Source organism: Tepidimonas sp. HKU77 (assembly GCF_049728535.1).
Classification (GTDB): domain Bacteria; phylum Pseudomonadota; class Gammaproteobacteria; order Burkholderiales; family Burkholderiaceae_C; genus Tepidimonas.
This window is the reverse complement of sequence record NZ_CP187300.1, coordinates 1985187-2001325: the sequence shown is the minus strand read 5'-3', so window position 1 is coordinate 2001325 and position 16139 is coordinate 1985187. Positions and strand designations below refer to the sequence as shown.

11 protein-coding genes and 1 tRNA gene are annotated in these 16139 nt (G+C 68.0%); 7 read left to right on the top strand and 5 right to left on the bottom strand.

Annotation, left to right across the window (positions count from 1 at the left end):
* Positions 1–5 precede the first annotated feature (5 nt).
* A complete protein-coding gene (locus tag ACPP3B_RS09660) occupies positions 6–794 on the bottom strand; it encodes a LytR/AlgR family response regulator transcription factor (protein WP_424858847.1) in 789 nt (262 codons plus the stop codon).
* A 127-nt stretch (positions 795–921) separates the two neighbouring features.
* On the opposite strand from ACPP3B_RS09660, the gene argH reads away from it, so the two are divergent.
* Positions 922–2373, top strand: a complete 1452-nt coding sequence (gene argH, locus ACPP3B_RS09655; RefSeq protein WP_424858846.1) for an argininosuccinate lyase — start codon at positions 922–924, stop codon at positions 2371–2373.
* Positions 2374–2387: 14 nt separating this feature from the next.
* Here argH and speE read toward each other — a convergent pair whose 3' ends face one another.
* Positions 2388–3665 (bottom strand): polyamine aminopropyltransferase, encoded by a 1278-nt coding sequence (speE, locus tag ACPP3B_RS09650; protein ID WP_424858845.1) that lies wholly within the window; start codon positions 3663–3665, stop codon positions 2388–2390.
* A gap of 192 nt (positions 3666–3857) precedes the next feature.
* Positions 3858–4523, bottom strand: a complete 666-nt coding sequence (locus ACPP3B_RS09645) for a c-type cytochrome (protein WP_299019430.1) — start codon at positions 4521–4523, stop codon at positions 3858–3860.
* An 86-nt stretch (positions 4524–4609) separates the two neighbouring features.
* Between ACPP3B_RS09645 and ACPP3B_RS09640 the strand changes: the two genes are divergently transcribed.
* The 5 genes from ACPP3B_RS09640 to ACPP3B_RS09620 all read left to right on the top strand — a co-directional run bounded on the left by ACPP3B_RS09640 (position 4610) and on the right by ACPP3B_RS09620 (position 12653).
* On the top strand, positions 4610–5452 hold the full coding sequence (locus ACPP3B_RS09640; protein ID WP_299019431.1) for an AAA family ATPase: 843 nt from the start codon (positions 4610–4612) through the stop codon (positions 5450–5452).
* A gap of 7 nt (positions 5453–5459) precedes the next feature.
* On the top strand, positions 5460–6647 hold the full coding sequence (locus ACPP3B_RS09635; protein WP_424858844.1) for a vWA domain-containing protein: 1188 nt from the start codon (positions 5460–5462) through the stop codon (positions 6645–6647).
* 121 nt (positions 6648–6768) lie between these two features.
* Complete coding sequence (locus ACPP3B_RS09630; protein ID WP_424858843.1) at positions 6769–8550, top strand: autotransporter assembly complex protein TamA; 1782 nt, start codon at positions 6769–6771, stop codon at positions 8548–8550.
* On the top strand, positions 8550–12482 hold the full coding sequence (locus ACPP3B_RS09625; RefSeq protein WP_424858842.1) for a translocation/assembly module TamB domain-containing protein: 3933 nt from the start codon (positions 8550–8552) through the stop codon (positions 12480–12482). Before ACPP3B_RS09630 ends, ACPP3B_RS09625 begins: the two co-directional genes overlap by 1 nt.
* A 96-nt stretch (positions 12483–12578) precedes the next feature.
* Positions 12579–12653: transfer RNA gene (locus ACPP3B_RS09620), tRNA-Arg, on the top strand.
* 36 nt (positions 12654–12689) lie between these two features.
* Here the strand turns inward: ACPP3B_RS09620 and ACPP3B_RS09615 are convergent.
* Complete coding sequence (locus ACPP3B_RS09615; RefSeq protein ID WP_424858841.1) at positions 12690–14282, bottom strand: ABC transporter permease; 1593 nt, start codon at positions 14280–14282, stop codon at positions 12690–12692.
* Between the two features lie 154 nt (positions 14283–14436).
* Between ACPP3B_RS09615 and ACPP3B_RS09610 the strand changes: the two genes are divergently transcribed.
* On the top strand, positions 14437–15576 hold the full coding sequence (locus ACPP3B_RS09610) for an ABC transporter ATP-binding protein (RefSeq protein ID WP_424858840.1): 1140 nt from the start codon (positions 14437–14439) through the stop codon (positions 15574–15576).
* Between the two features lie 53 nt (positions 15577–15629).
* Here ACPP3B_RS09610 and ACPP3B_RS09605 read toward each other — a convergent pair whose 3' ends face one another.
* Entirely contained in the window at positions 15630–16106 is a 477-nt protein-coding gene (locus ACPP3B_RS09605) for a copper chaperone PCu(A)C (RefSeq protein ID WP_424858839.1), read from the bottom strand.
* Between the last annotated feature and the right edge of the window lie 33 nt (positions 16107–16139).

Below are 16139 nucleotides of genomic sequence, written 5' to 3'. Positions count from 1 at the left end.
CGATGCTAGCACGCCAGCCGCTCGCCCTGCAGCGCCTCGCGCACCACGGGCAGCTGGCGGCGCGAGACTTGCAGCCGTTCTTCCACCCCGTCCAGTCGCACCACCCAGCCATCGAACGATTCGTCGGCGCGCGCGCTGGGGCGTTCGTGCACGCGCTCCAGCGCGCGCACCCGGTCACGCGCTACCAACGCATTGCGGTGGATGCGCAGCCAGCGCTCGGGCTGCGCGCGCTCGAACTCGTGCAGCGAGCCATCGTAGATGTAGCTGCGCTCGCGCGTGCGCACCGTCACGTACTTGAGTTCGGCCTTGAGGTAGACGATATCGGCGATCGGCACGCGCTCGGTGCGCCCCCGCTCGTGGATGACCAGACTGCCCGCCCCGACACCCGCGTCCGCCACGGTGGGGGCGCCAGTGGCCGGGGCACTCGCCGCGCGCCAGCGCAGCGCTTTGTCTAGTGCCTGCTGCAGTCGCTCTAGCCGTACCGGCTTGGTCAGGTAGTCCAACGCATCCAGCTCGAACGCCCGCAACGCGTGCTCGGCGTGCGCAGTGACGAATATCAAGGCCGGCACCGACGGTCGCCCACGCAACAGCTCGGCCAGACCCAGCCCGTCCAGCCCCGGCATCTGCACGTCCAGCAACACCACATCCCAAGGTTCGCTGATCAGCCGGGCATAGGCGCTGCGCGCCTCCGGCGCCTCGTCCACCTCCAGTGCCAGGGGCAGCCGCCCCAGCAGATCGCGCAGGCGCTCGCGCGCCAAAGCCTCGTCATCGACCACCAGCACCCGAGTAACCATCGTGTCTACCTCCACCCCGTCGGCGCCCGTGCCGCCGGTACAATTTCTTCCTTCTCTTTATACGTCACCGCCTTTATAAACCGACGCTGCAGCTTCGTCCATCGGCGCGCCCGTCCTCTGACCTGCCATGTCGCACAACCAGCTCGATGCCAAATCCCAGGCCTGGTCGGCCTTGTTTTCCGAACCCATGAGCGAGCTGGTGCAACGCTACACCGCTAGCGTCTTTTTCGACCGGCGGCTGTGGAAGGCCGACATCCAGGGGTCGCTCGCGCACGCCGAGATGCTCGCCGCGCAGGGCATCATCAGCGCGCAAGACGGGGCCGACATCCAGCGCGGCCTGCAGCAGATCGCGCAAGAGATCGAAGCCGGCACTTTCGAGTGGAAACTGGCGCTGGAGGACGTGCACCTCAACATCGAAGCGCGCCTGACGCAGCTGGTGGGCGACGCCGGCAAGCGGCTGCACACTGGCCGCAGCCGCAACGACCAAGTGGCCACCGACGTGCGCCTGTGGCTGCGCGACGAGATCGACGGCCTGATCGCGCTGCTGCGCGAGCTGCAAGGCGCGCTGGTCGAGGTGGCCGAGCGCCATGTCGACGTCATCCTGCCGGGCTTCACCCACCTGCAGGTGGCGCAGCCGGTCAGCTTTGCGCACCACCTGCTGGCGTATGTCGAGATGTTCGCCCGCGACGAAGAGCGCCTGCGCGACGTGCGCCGACGCACCAACCGGCTGCCGCTGGGCAGCGCGGCGCTGGCCGGCACCACCTACCCGCTGGACCGCGAGCGCGTGGCACGCACGCTGGGCATGGTGGACGACGACGGCCAGCCGCAGCTGTGCCTCAACAGCCTGGACGCGGTCAGCGACCGCGACTTCGCGATCGAATTCACCGCCGCCGCCTCGCTCATCATGGTGCACATCAGCCGCCTGAGCGAAGAGCTCATTCTGTGGATGAGCCAGAACTTCGGCTTCGTGCGCCTGGCCGACCGCTTCACCACCGGCAGCTCCATCATGCCGCAGAAAAAAAACCCCGACGTGCCCGAGTTGGCGCGCGGCAAGACGGGGCGCGTGGTGGGCCACTTGATGGGCCTGATCACGCTCATGAAGGGCCAGCCGCTGGCGTACAACAAAGACAACCAGGAAGACAAAGAGCCGCTGTTCGACACCGTGGACACGGTGCGCGACACGCTGCGCATCTTCATCGACATGATCGGCGGCGAGCGCGACCCCGCCACGGGCGAGCGCTCGGGGGGCCTGACCGTAAACCGCGAGGCGATGGAGGCCGCCGCGCGCAAGGGCTTCGCCACCGCCACTGACTTGGCGGACTACCTGGTGCGCAAAGGCGTGCCGTTTCGCGACGCGCACGAGACCGTCGCGGCGGCGGTGCGACACGCAGCTGGGCTGGGCGTGGACTTGGCCGACCTGCCGCTGGCCGACCTGCAGCGCTTTCACCCCGCGATCGAAGCCGACGTGTTCCAGGCCCTGACCCTACAGGGCAGCGTGCAGGCGCGCAACACGGTGGGCGGCACCGCGCCAGAACAGGTGCGGCGCCAGATCGCGCGCCACCGCGCCCGGCTGGGCTGAAGCGGCGGGGCGGCTTACAGCGCCGCCTCGGCCAGCGCTGCACGCGCGGGGGCGGCCACCTCGGGCTGCACCAGACGACGGTAGTAAGTGGGCAGGGCAAAGAGGGCCGGGTGCACCTCGGCGTTGTAGTACTGCAGGTCGGGCAAGGCGTCCACCCGCGCCTGCAGCGTCGCGGCATCCAGCGCACGGGGTTGCAGCCGGTCGGACGCCACCGCAAAGCCCCAGTACGCGCCGTACAGCGGCACGTACAGCCCAAACGGGTGCACCTGCTCGAACACCGTGCGCAGCGCGGCGTTGATACGCTGAACCTGATCGGGCTCGAAGACAGGGGTCCCGGTGTGCAGCACCACCGCCCCGCCCGGGCGCAGGATGCGCCGCAGCGAGCGGAAAAACGCCTCGGTATAGAGCGACCCCGCGGGCGTCTCGGGATCGGTCAGGTCGAGCAAGATCAGGTCGAAGCGCTCGGCCGTCTCGGCCACGTACGCCAACCCGTCGCCGATCTTGACTTCCAGCCGCTGGTCGTCGAACACGCCGCGGTGCACGGCGCGCAGGTGCTCGCGCGCCAGCGCCACCACCTCGCCGTCGAGCTCGGCCATCACCACACGCTGCACGCTGCGGTGCTTGAGCACCTCCTCGGCGGCACCGCCATCGCCGCCGCCGATGATGAGCACGTCGCGCACGGCGCCGTGTGCGACCGCCGCCGGGTGCACCAGACATTCGTGGTAATAAAACTCCTCGCCCTCCGACGTCATGAAGTGCCCGTCGATGCGCATCGCCAACCCGAAGCGCGGCGTGCGCAGCAGCTCAATGGTCTGGTACGGGCTGCGCCGCGCCAGCACGCGCTCGCTGCTGACGAAGCCGTAGACGGCATCACCCGCGTCGTTGAGCGGCTCCAGAATCGTCTCGATCGGGGGGCGCTGCTCGCTGCCGCGCTGCAGGCGGTGGATTTCGCTGCGCTGCGGCTCGAATGCGGCCACGATCTCACGCAACAGCGCCTCGGCCTTGGCCGAGTTGTCGGTGGTGAAGTTGCAGACGTACACGTCCAGCGTGACGGCGCGCCGCTCGGGCCAGGTATGCACTGCCAGGTGCGACTCGGCCAGCAGCAACATCCCCGTCACCCCGCCGGGCTGCCCCTCGTAGGGCGGAAACGTGTGCCATTTTTCATCGACCAGGGTCAGCCCCACCCCGATCGTGTGGCGTCGGCACAACTCGGCCAATACCGCCGCATCGGTCATCAGACCGTCGGCCCCCCGGCAGTCGTACAGATCAGCCGTCAGATGAAGCCCTTGCATGGCTCGATCCCCCATCCAATCGTGTTGCACCACCAGGCACGCCGAGGCGGCCTGGGCGAAACCGGAGATTATACCAGCCCAGCACTAGGGTTTTCCCGTAGCCCAACCCGGCGTGGCGGCATGGGAATGCCCCAAACGACGACAGCCCCGCACGGGCGTGCGGGGCTGTCGCTGTCGTGGCGAGCGATGCAGTCAGCGGAAGCGCGGCTGCGGCTTGACCGTCAGTTCGCCCTTGATGGACGCCAGGTAGTTGGCCATTTGCTTGAGCTCGGCATTGCTGAACTGCTGGACGATGCCGCCCATGATCGCGTTGTTGCGACCGATGTACGGGTTTCCTTCGACTTTGTACGACTTGAGCGCCACGTACAGGTAGTCGGCGTGCTGGCCAGCGATCTTGGGGTAGCTGGGGTCGATCGGTTTGCTGAAATTGGCACCGTGGCAGGACACACAGGCGCCTTTCTCAAGCAAAGCCGCCACGGCGGCAGACGCCGCCTTGGGCTGTTCGGGCGCCGCAGCGGTCTGGTGGCTCGCATAGTATGCGGCCAGATCGGCGATATCCTGATCGGACAGCGAACCCGCGATACCGCGCATGGTGGGGTGCTTGCGGTCGCCCTTGCGGTAGGCTTGCAGGGCTGCGGCAATGTACGGCCCCGACTGACCCGAGATCATGGGCACTTTGTGGATCTCGGGGAAGCTGTTCTGGTAACCCGGGATGCCATGGCAGCCGATGCACATCGCGGCTTTGGCCTCACCGGCTTTGACGTCCCCCGCGGGTGTCTGGGCCTGTACAGCGGCAGCGGCGACGACGGTCGCGCCCGCGACAATGGTTTTGAGCAATGGAGTCAGCGTTCGATTCATGTTGCCAGCACAATGAGAGGGACGTTTGACAAAAATCAACGACCGATTATATAGACTCGTTCCACTTCACCACGGCAGACGAACTCATGGTTTTCACGGGTACCCCTTCTTACGTCGCCACGCCAGATCTGGTGCTGGCGGTCAACGCAGCCATCCGCCTGCAGCGGCCTCTGCTGCTCAAAGGCGAGCCCGGCACGGGCAAGACCATGCTCGCCGAGGAGGTGGCGCGCGCGCTCGACATGCCACTGCTGCAGTGGCACATCAAGTCCACCACCAAGGCCCAGCAGGGGCTCTATGAGTACGACGCGGTCAGCCGCCTGCGCGACAGCCAGCTCGGCGACGACCGGGTCAAGGACATCCGCCACTACATCGTCAAGGGCGTGCTGTGGCAGGCGTTCGAAGCCGATCGGCCCGTGGCGCTGCTGATCGACGAAATCGACAAGGCCGACATCGAATTTCCCAACGACCTGTTGCGCGAACTCGACCGCATGGAGTTTTACTGCTACGAGACGCGCGAGCTCATCCGCGCCCGGCACCGGCCGCTGGTCTTCATCACGTCGAACAACGAGAAAGACCTGCCCGACGCCTTTCTGCGCCGCTGCTTCTTCCACTACATCCGCTTCCCCGAGCCGGCCACGATGAAGCAGATCGTGGACGTGCACTTCCCTGGCCTGAAGGACGAGCTGGTCAGCGCCGCCATGCGCACGTTCTTCGACATCCGACAACTGCCGGGCCTGAAGAAAAAGCCCTCCACCTCGGAGCTGCTGGACTGGCTGCGGCTGCTGGCGGCCGAAGACATCGCCCCGAGCAGCCTGCAGTCCGCCGACGGCAAACTGACCGTGCCACCGCTGGTGGGGGCGCTGCTCAAGAACGAGCAGGACTTGGTGCTGTTCGAAAAGCTCGTCTTCATGAACCAGCGCAACCGTTGACCGCCCGATGCTGATCGACTTTTTCTACACCTTGCGCGCGGCGCGGTTGCCCGTGTCGGTCAAGGAGTACCTGACGCTGCTGGAGGCGCTGCAGGCGGGTGTGGTCGGCCCGCGCAACCCGCAGGCGTGCTCGATCGACGATTTTTACTACCTGGCGCGCACCACGTTGGTCAAGGACGAGCGGCACTACGACAAGTTCGATCGCGCCTTTGCGGCGTACTTTCGCGGCGTGGAGCAGATCGCGGACTTCACGCAGGAAATCCCCGCCGACTGGCTGCGCCAGACGCTGCAGCGCCTGTTGTCCGACGAGCAAAAGGCCAACGCCCCGCGGCTGGAGTGGGACGAACTGATGCAGGAGCTGCGCAAGCGGCTGGAGGAACAAAAGGAACGCCACGAAGGCGGCAACAAGTGGATCGGCACCGGCGGCACCAGCCCCTTCGGCCACGGCGGCTACAACCCGCAAGGCATCCGCATCGGCGGCAAGGGTGGCGGCAAGAGCGCCGTCAAGGTGTGGGACCAGCGCATCTACCGCGACTACGACGACACGCAGGCGCTGGGCACACGCAACATCCAGATGGCGCTGCGACGGCTGCGGCGCTTTGCGCGTGAAGGCTCGGCGCTGGAGCTCGATTTGCCCGACACCATCCGCGCCACCGCGGCCAACGCCGGCTACCTGGACCTCAAGATGGTGCCCGAGCGGCACAACCACGTCAAAGTCCTGCTGCTGATGGACGTCGGCGGCACGATGGACGAGCACGTCCAACGCGTCGAGGAACTCTTTTCGGCGGCACGGGCCGAATTCAAGCACCTGGAGTTTTATTACTTCCACAACTGCGTCTACGACTATCTGTGGAAAAACAACCGCCGCCGCTACGCCGAGAAGTTCCCGACCTGGGACGTGATCCGCCGCTACAACAAAGACTACAAGCTGATCTTCGTCGGCGACGCGACCATGAGCCCCTATGAGATTTTGCAACCCGGCGGCAGCGTCGAGTACAACAACGAGGAGCCAGGGGCCGAGTGGCTGCAGCGCCTCACCCACGCCTTTCCGCACCACGTCTGGATCAACCCCGAGCCGCAGGGTCTGTGGGCCTACCGCCAAAGCATCGCCATCATCCAGCAACTCATGGGCGGACGCATGTTTCCCCTCACCCTCAAGGGTCTGGAGGAGGCGATGCGGCTGCTGTCCAAATGAGTGCTGCCGAGCGGCACCCGCGGTCGCGGGTACCACCCAGCGTTCGACGGCCCATGGCGGCGCCCGCGCCAACGGTGACGCGCGGGTACTGGCCCACCGGTATGGACTGGTACCGGGCTGTATGGGCCGTTCTGTTGAGTGCCGCCTTGGCCGGTTGCGCGAGTGCCCCCAGCGCCGACGCCGCCCCCCTGAACCGAGCCCCAGCGCCTTCACGCTCGACATCGATGCCCCGCCTGCGCTGGCCGCGCTGCTGCAGCAACACCTCGACGCGCAGCGCTTGCGCGCCGTACCCGACCTCACCCGCAGCGAGTTACTGCGCATCGAAACGACACTGCCGACACAAGCGCGTGATTTGCTGGCCACCCAAGGCTATTTCAGTCCCCTGATCCAAGTGGTGCTCAGCCCGCCGGAGATACAGCCGCCGCGGCTGCACCTGCAGGTGCAGCCAGGACCGCGCACCACCATCGAGGCGGTGGACCTGCGACTGGACGGACCCGATCCTGAACGGACCGAACGCCTCGTGACCGAAGTACGCCGCCAGTGGCGCCTACCGGAGGGCGCATACTTCACTCAGGCAGCTTGGGATGAAGCCAAACGGGAAGCACTTCGGACTCTGCAGCAGCGCGACTTCGCGCGGGCCCGTCTGGTCGCCAGCCGCGCCGACATCGACCCCGAACGCGCTCGCGCCACGTTGCACCTGCATTGGGACAGCGGACCCGCCATCCGGCTTGGTCCGGCGCAGGTAGAAGGGGCACAGCGCTACCCCGACGAACAAGCGCTGCGCTGGGCCGAGCGCGCCGGGTTGCGTGCTGGCCTGCCCTACGATGAGACGCTGCTGCTGGCCGCCCAACGGCAACTCACGCAAAGTGGCCTGTACGACAGCGCCTTCGTCCTGTTGGCCGACGACGGTCCGCCCGATGCGCTGCCGGTGCGTGTACAGGTGCGCGAGGCGCCACGCCAGCGTCTGCAAATCGGACTGGGGCTGAGCACCGACAGCGGCGGGCGGCTGAGTGCCGAGTACACCCACCTTCGGCTGCCCGGCTTGGACTGGCGGCTGGATACGCGGCTGCGCTGGACGCAAAAGGACACGATCGTTGGCCTCGAAGGTGTCAGCCCGCTCGACGGCCAAGGGTGGCGCCAGCGTCTGGGCTGGCAAGCCGAAGCGCAACGCGACGAGTCGCACACGCGGACGCAGCAATGGCGCTGGACGCGCGAACAACCGGGCCTGCGGCTGGACCGTGCCCTATTCGTGCAGTGGGACACCTCGACCGAACGCCGTGCCGGTGCCGCCCCTGAACGTGCCAGTGGCCTGGGCGCGGGATGGACATGGACCCGTCGCGCATTCGACGATCTGGACGACCCCCGACACGGCTACGGCTTAGTGGCCGAACTGGGTGCCGGCTGGACCCGAACCCCCGAGCAACGCCCCTACGCGCGCGCACGAGCGCGCGCCCTGCTGCTGTGGTCGCCGGCAGACGACAGCCGGGGACAACGGCTGGCGTTGACGCTGGAGGGCGGCGCCGTGTGGGCAGCAGCCGGCGCCCGCGTGCCGGTCAGCCTGCGTTTTTGGGCCGGCGGCGACGGCAGTGTGCGCGGCTACGCCCCCCGCAGCATCGGCGCCCCCGGCGACGGCGGCGCGCCAAAGGCGGCCCGACTGCTGGCACTGGCCAGCCTGGAATGGCAGCGTCCCTGGCGCCACGACGGCGCCCTCACCCCGTGGGAACTGGCGCTGTTCGTGGACGGCGCGACGGCTGGCGATCGCTGGTCGGCGCGGGAGAGCGCATTGGGCGTGGGTGCCGGATTGCGTTATCGCAGCCCGGTGGGGCCACTGCGCGCCGACCTCGCCTACGCGGTACGGGATCGCCGCTGGCGGCTGCATCTGGGCGTCGGTTTCGTATTCTGATGATGCACATCACCGGTTCGACCCCGTCCGACGCCGCTGAGCCGATACCAGCGCGAAATGTCGATCCAGGCAACGCCCGCGGCCACTTTTGGATGCGCGGCCGCCTGCGCCGACTGGCAGTGGGGATACTGGCGGCTGCTGGCGCCTTGGCCGGACTGCTCCTGGCGCTGCTGATCGCCGCCCTGACCTGGCTGCGACAGGACACCTCACTACCACAGACCCTGACCTGGGGCCAACGCTGGCTGGGCCCCGAGTGGCAGTTGACCTGGAGCGGCGCACGGGGTCCCTTGGCGGTAGGCGGCGAGATCGACACGTTGCGTCTGGATGGCCCAAGCTTCAGCCTGCACGTGGAGGGCCTGCACTGGCGCTGGGCGGCCGACTTCTGGCCGCGCCTGTGGCGTGAGCGACGCGTGGCCTTGCAGACCCTAGGGGCCCGGATCGTCACTTTACGGCGCGAGCGCGTCCACCCTGATACCACTGGTTTGCCACCGCCGCCCGAGGCCCGCGCACTGCGGCTGCCCTGGCTCGCCGATCTCCAGGTTCCAATACACCTTACCCGGCTCGACAGCGACGGGGTCACCGTCGAGCAGCTGCAGGCCGAATATCGCTACGTCGGCAGCAACGGCGCTGCTGCCGACCCGACGCCCCCTGCTTCGGCGCACGCAGATGCCTCGTCCCTTGCGCCCACGGCGCAAAACCATGGCGCCGTGCGAGCAGCGAACGATGCCACCACGGTCAGCCACACCCTGGTCATCGAAACTGCGACGGTGCGCCTGACACACCCCAGCGGACAGTTGCGCTGGCGCGGCCATGCCACACTGGCGCTACAGGCAGGGTCACAGGTAACGGTCGCCTTCGATGCAAAGGGGCAGTGGTCCGGTCAACGCATCGGATGGCCTGCACAGGCTGGACCAATGCAGCTGCGCCTCGATGGCCCCCTGCGCACCGACGCGGCCTTGCGTGCGGCGCTGACCTGGCACGCCGAACGCAGCGGTAATGCCCCCGCCATGACGCTGAGTGCCGATCTGACCGTTGCGCCCTGGGCGGCGTGGCCGGTGCGCGCCTTGACACTCGATACGCAGGCGCTGGACCTGGCCCTACTGTGGCCGGGGGCACCACACACCCATCTGAGCGGCACCGCACGGTGGCAACCCGATGCCGACGCTGCCGACGGGACAAGCGGACGACTACGCGCCTCGCTGCGCAACGCCCGCCCAGCCCCCTGGAACCGTGGCGGACTGCCGCTGGACAGCGTCGACTTGATCCTGCGCCACGATGGTTCGACCCTCATTATCGAAGCGCTGCAAGCGCGCCTGGCCCAGGGCCAACTGACCGCGCGCGCCAACGCCGTCCCGCCAGCCGAGGGCAGGCTCACCGTGGACGCCGTCCATACCCTAAGCCTGACGCTACACGACCTCGACCCTGCGCGGGTGTGGGCAGGACTGGATCCCACCCCGTTACAAGCCGTGCTGCAATGGCAGCGAGGCAACACGGCACGGCATTCTGCGGCCGTCCCAGCGACATTCGACGCCTCGTTACGTTGGGGTGCAACGCTGCACGCACACGCGCGCGGCCGTTGGTACCCCGGCCAGCAGGTCACGGGCACGCTGGCGGCCACCGTGCCCGGCGCGCGGCTCGAGGCCGAGGGAGCGCTGCCCTTGGGCCAGCGCCTGCTCGCCTTGCCGCACGGGGGCCAGCTCGCGCTGCGCGGCGATGACCTTAGCCACCTGCGGCGCTGGCTGCAGGACGGTGCTGCGCGCGCGTCCGCCATCGCGCCGGAGCTGGCGCAACGCATCGCCCGCGCCGCCGATGCTGTGCCCGACGGCGATGTGATGGTGCAGGCGTACTGGGGTTCGCGGCTGCCGCTGCGCGACGCTCGCGGCGCCGACCCCTGGCGGCTGATGTTGAGCAGCCACCGACTGCAGTGGCCCCCTATGGGTGACACCCGCGACCGCCCGCTGCGTGTGCAAACGATGCGGTTCGAAGCCACCGGCGAGGGCCACCGCGCTCACCTCCGCGCCAGCGCCACGCTACCGCGGACGCCACGCACACTGCGGCTGGCGCTGCCCGACGCCACCGTTGCGTGGAGCGGCGAAAACCCGCACACGGCCCGCGTTTGGGCCAACGACGTGCCGCTGCTCGTGCATGCCGGCGACGCCTCGGCGCAGCTGAGGCTACAGCATCTGGTGTGGGAAGCCGGCGTGGTGCAGCTTGCGGGACAAACCGGCTCCCTGCCGCTGACCCCATGGCTGGCCGCCCTGGGGTTCGAACCACCCGCAGATGCCCCCCTGCAGCCCGATGCGTCCTTTGCCTTAGGGGCGCAATGGGACGTGACCCTGCCGCTGACCGCAGAGGCGGCACGACGGACCCGCCCGCATCTGGCCGTGACCTTGCAACGAAACCATGGGGATGTGTGGCTGCGCGCGCTGACCGAAGTCGAGCCGGCACCCGCGGCAGGCTTGCGCGAGGCCTTCGCGCACCTACGCTGGGACGGCGCCACAGCCCAGGCCCGGCTGCGCTGGGATAGCCGCCTGGGCGGTGACGCCGACATTCAGCTGACGCTGAACTGGCCTGCCTCCCACCAGGCGACGATGGCTACCCTGCCCTGGCTGCCGCCGCCTGATGCGGCCGTGCGCGGCACGGCACGCCTGCGCACACCGCCCCTGGCGGTATTGACCCCTTGGTTGCCCCCCGGCTGGCGTATCGATGGCCAGCTCCAAGCCAACGTCGCCATCAGCGGTAGCTGGAGCGAGCCCGAGTGGAGTGGCTCCCTCACCGGTGACGACATACGTCTGACCCAACGAGCCGAGGGCATCGACTGGCGTGTCAGCCCCCTGCGCGCCACTGTGGCCGACCACCGGTTGACCCTGCAGGCGCTGACGCTGCGCACGGCTGCCAACGACCCAGCCGATGATATCGGCGGCACGCTACAGCTCAGCGGCTGGGCGCAATGGGATGCCGAAACCCGTACACCGCGCGTTGCGCTGACCGCGCGCGCGGATCGCTGGCGCCCACTGGCGCGTGTCGACCGAAGAGTCGTTCTGAGCGGCATGCTCGACATGCGTGCGCAGCAACGTCGCCTCGACCTCGGTGGTCAGCTGCGGCTGGATACGCTGCGCTGGCTGCTACCGAACGAGGACACGCCGACATTGAGCGCCGACGTCGTGGTGCGCGGGCGCACGCCATCCGCCATGCCGTCCCTATGGCCCGCTGGATGGACCGGGTCCGTGGACCTCGGCATCGATCTCGGCGCCGATGCCCGTATCAGTGGCCGTGGGCTGGACACCGGTTTACGCGGAACGCTGCACTGGCGGCAGCGCGACGACCTGGCCCCACAACTGGTCGGTGAAGTGCGCACCGTGGACGGGCACTACCGCATCTACGGCCAGCGTTTGACCCTGACGCACGGGGTATTGCGTTTCAATGGCGCCATCGACAACCCCGCGCTGGACCTGTTGGCAACCCGAACCGTATCCCAGCAGACCGTGGGCATCACAGTCTCGGGTACGGCGCAGGCACCGCGTGTGCGCCTGTACGCCGATCCAGCCCTGCCCGAGACCGACATCCTGGCCTGGCTGATATTGGGCCGCCCCCTGAGTGGTGCCGGCGCCGAGGCCGCGCTCGTGCAGCGTGCCGCCTTGGCACTGCTGAGTGCCCGCCAGGGTGGAAGTCCCTCACTCCCAGCCCGCCTGGGGCTCGACGAGCTCAGCGTCGACACCGGTGGTCCCCAGGGTGATGGCAGCGTGCGCGCGGCATCGGTATCGCTGGGAAAACGCCTCTCCGATCGGCTTTACCTTGGCTACCAGCGCAGTGTTTTTGGTTTGGTGGGTACGGTGTCGGTGCTGTACGACCTCTCCCGCCATCTGACACTGCGCGCCCGCGCGGGCGACGAGCAAGCCGTGGAACTGCTCTACCAGCGCCGCTACGATTGAGTGCCGCCGTGAACGCAGCCCCCTGCGGGTGCATGGACCGCGACAACGGCCGCGCCTGTCACGGACAGCGGGTGGGTGATAATTCGGACTGCGTGACCCGCCGTAGTTCAACGGATAGAACGGCCGCCTCCTAAGCGGCAAATCCAGGTTCGATTCCTGGCGGGGGGACCATCGGGTGTGGTGCGCTGGCGTACACGCGCTCGCGGCTCACGTGGCACCGACCTCGCCGCGGCGCAGCGCGCGGCTGAGCAGCACCACCGGCAGCAACCCCACCAGCACCAGCGTCAACGCGGGCAACGCCGCCTCGCCCAGGCGCTCGTCGCGCGCCAACTGGTGGGCGACCACTGCCAGTGTGTCCATGTCGAACGGGCGCAACACCAACGTTGCTGGCAGCTCTTTCATCACATCGACGAACACCAGCAACGCTCCGGCCAGCACGGATCGGCGCAGCAGCGGCCAATGCACGCGCCACCATAGCGTCGCACCGGCGACACCGAGCGTCGTCGCCGCATCATCCCAACTGCGGGGAATGCGGCTGTAGCCGCTTTGCACCGATTGCAGCGCCACCGAGGTAAAGCGCACCAAATAGGCCCACACAATGCCCAAAACGGTGGTCGTGACCCAGTACGCCACATGGCTGTCCGGCCAGCGCGCCTGTGCCCAACCCACCGGCAGCAGCAGGCCCACCACCACCACGGCCCCGGGTACGGCATAGCCCAGGCCCACGATGCGCACCTGCATCCGCGTGAGCGCCCCGGGCAAGCGACGCGCCGCATGCGCCAGCGCCAAAGCGGCTGCCGTGGCCAGCGCGGCACTGCTTGCCGCGAGCACCAGACTGTTGCGCGCCCAGCCCCCAAAGGCGTGCCACGGCAGCTCGTCCCAGCCATGCCACAACGGCCGCAACATGAACAGCACCGGCAGCACGAACCCAAACATCACGGGCAGCGCACAGACCAACCACGCGGCCACCACCTGCCCCCCGCGCAAGCGCACTGGCTGCGCCTCCGCGCTGCCGCGCGCGACACGCTGGGTGGCAAAGCGCATCCGTCGCTGCGCGCGCTGCTCCACCCACAACAGCAACGCCACCCACGCCAGCAACATGATGGCCAACTGTGCCGCGGCGGTGCGGTCGTCCATCACCAGCCACGCCTTGTAGATGCCCGCGGTGAACGTCTGCACCCCAAAGTAGCTGACGACGCCAAAGTCCGCCAAGGTTTCCATGAGCGCAAGGGCCACACCGGCCGCGATCGCGGGGCGGGCCATCGGCAGCGCCACCTCGCGCAGCCGCCGGCCCAGCGGCGCGCCCAGCAGCCGCGCGGCTTCCAGCAACTGGGGGGCGCGCTCGCTCAGCGCGGTGCGCGCCAACAAATACACATACGGATAGAGCGTGAAGGTAAAGACCCAAGCCGCGCCCCAGGGGCTGCGGATCTCGGGCAACAACCGGCCTTGCCAGCCGGTCCACTCACGCAGCGCGGTTTGCAGCGGCCCCGAGTACTGCAAAAAGTCGGTGTAAGCGTAGGCGACCACGTAAGCGGGTACCGCCAGCGGCAGCAGCAGCAGCCACTCGGCCGTGCGCCGGCCCGGAAAGTCAAAGACCGTGACGGCCACGGCCGTTGCCGACCCCACGACGCCGACGGCGACGGCTACCACCGCGCACACCCACAGCGTGGTGCGCACATAGTCGGGCAGCACGGTGACCGCCATCTCGCGCAACACGGCGGTCGAGCCCGCATCCCAGGTGAGCGCTGCCAGCAGCAGCGCCAACACGGGCAGAGCGAGCCACAGCGAAAACAACGTCAAACCGATCCGCGCCAGGGCACGCGAGGGTGCCACCCCATGGGAGCGCCGCCGGGGGGGTACGGAAGGCACCGACGCAGCAAGATGGCTGACAGCAGTGGAGTGGACAGGTTTCATGGCGCAAGAAATGAGAATACGCATTATCTACAATGCGCGTATGGAACTGTCGATCACTCAGGCGACGGTGCGCTACCCTGGATCGGGTCAGCCTGCCGTCGATGGCGTCACGCTCGCGCTGCGTGCCGGGGATATCGGCGTGCTCATCGGACCGTCGGGCTGCGGCAAAACCACGCTACTGCGCGCGGTGGCAGGATTGGAGCACTTGAGCGGCGGCGCCATCGTGCTCGGCGGTCAGGAGGTGAGCGCCCCGGGCGTGCATGTGCCGCCCGAACACCGCCGCATCGGCATGGTGTTTCAGGACTATGCGCTCTTTCCCCATCTGAACGTCGAACGCAACATCGCCTTCGGGCTGGCTCACTTGCCTGCACCGCAACGCCGCGCGCGTGTGGCGGAGGTGCTCGAACTCGTCGGGCTGGCCGGCATGCAGGGGCGTTACCCGCACGAGCTCTCGGGTGGACAACAACAGCGAGTGGCGTTGGCGCGGGCATTGGCGCCACAGCCGCGACTGCTGCTGCTGGACGAGCCTTTTTCCAATCTGGACGTGGATTTGCGTGAGCGTCTGGCGCACGAAATCCGTGCCATCCTCAAAGCGGCCGGCCTGACCGCCCTATTCGTCACGCACGACCAGTTGGAAGCGTTTGCCATTGGTGACGTGATCGGCGTCATGCACCAGGGCCGACTGCACCAGTGGGACGACGCCTACACCCTCTACCACCGCCCCGCGACACGGTTCGTTGCCGAGTTCATCGGCCACGGGGTATTCGCGCCGGCCCGCATCCGCGCGCTGGGCGACGACGTCGTGGTCGAGACACCGCTGGGCGACCTGCGCGACGTGCAGGAATGTCCCTTGCCCACCGCCTATCCCGACGGGCTGTGCGATGTGCTGCTGCGCGCCGACGACATCGTGCACGACGACGCCGCCCCGGTCAAAGCGCAAATTGTGCGCAAGGCGTTTCGCGGCTCGGAGTTTCTGTACACCCTGCGGCTGGCCAGCGGCGAGACGGTGATGACGCACGTGCCGTCCCACCACGACCATGCAGTGGGCGAGTGGATCGGCATCCGCGTCGAGATGGATCATGTGGTCACGTTCGAGCGCGGCGCGGGGGCCGCATCGCCACCCGCCACCGCCCTCCGCCGTCCCGAGCGCGCCGCCGCCGAAGCAACGCTGCCCGGGTGAGCCGCGACATCGCAACGCACACCGATCCAATCGGGACCGAACCCGGTTCTCTCTCAGTGTTTGTGGCCGTGATCGTGAGACGGCTCCTGCCGGGCGCCCAGCGCCCGCACCGGCGCTTGCACCTGCTGCTCGATACGGCGCTTGTCCGCGGTCTCGAACACCAGGGTCAGCGGTACGGTTTGACCCGCAGACACGGGCTGCTTGAGGTCCATCAGCATCACGTGATAACCGCCCGGTTTGAGTTCGACCGTCTTGCCGGCGGGCAAGTCCAGCCCGGGAATCTGGCGCATCTTCATGACATTGTTGTCCATGGCCATTTCGTGGATTTCCACGACACCGGCCACCGGCGAGGCGGCTGCCACCAGGCGCACCGGCTGGTCGGCTTTCAGGCGCATGAAAGCGCCCGTGGCTTTTTGCTGTGCGACCGTCCCGCGCACCCACGGCTCCTCGACGGTAACGGTCTGTGACCATACGGCGCTGGCAACCAAGGCGGTGGCAGCGGCGGCAGTCAAGCGGGTCCAGGTTTTCATGGTTGGGCTCCTTGAGAAAAAACAAAAAGGCAT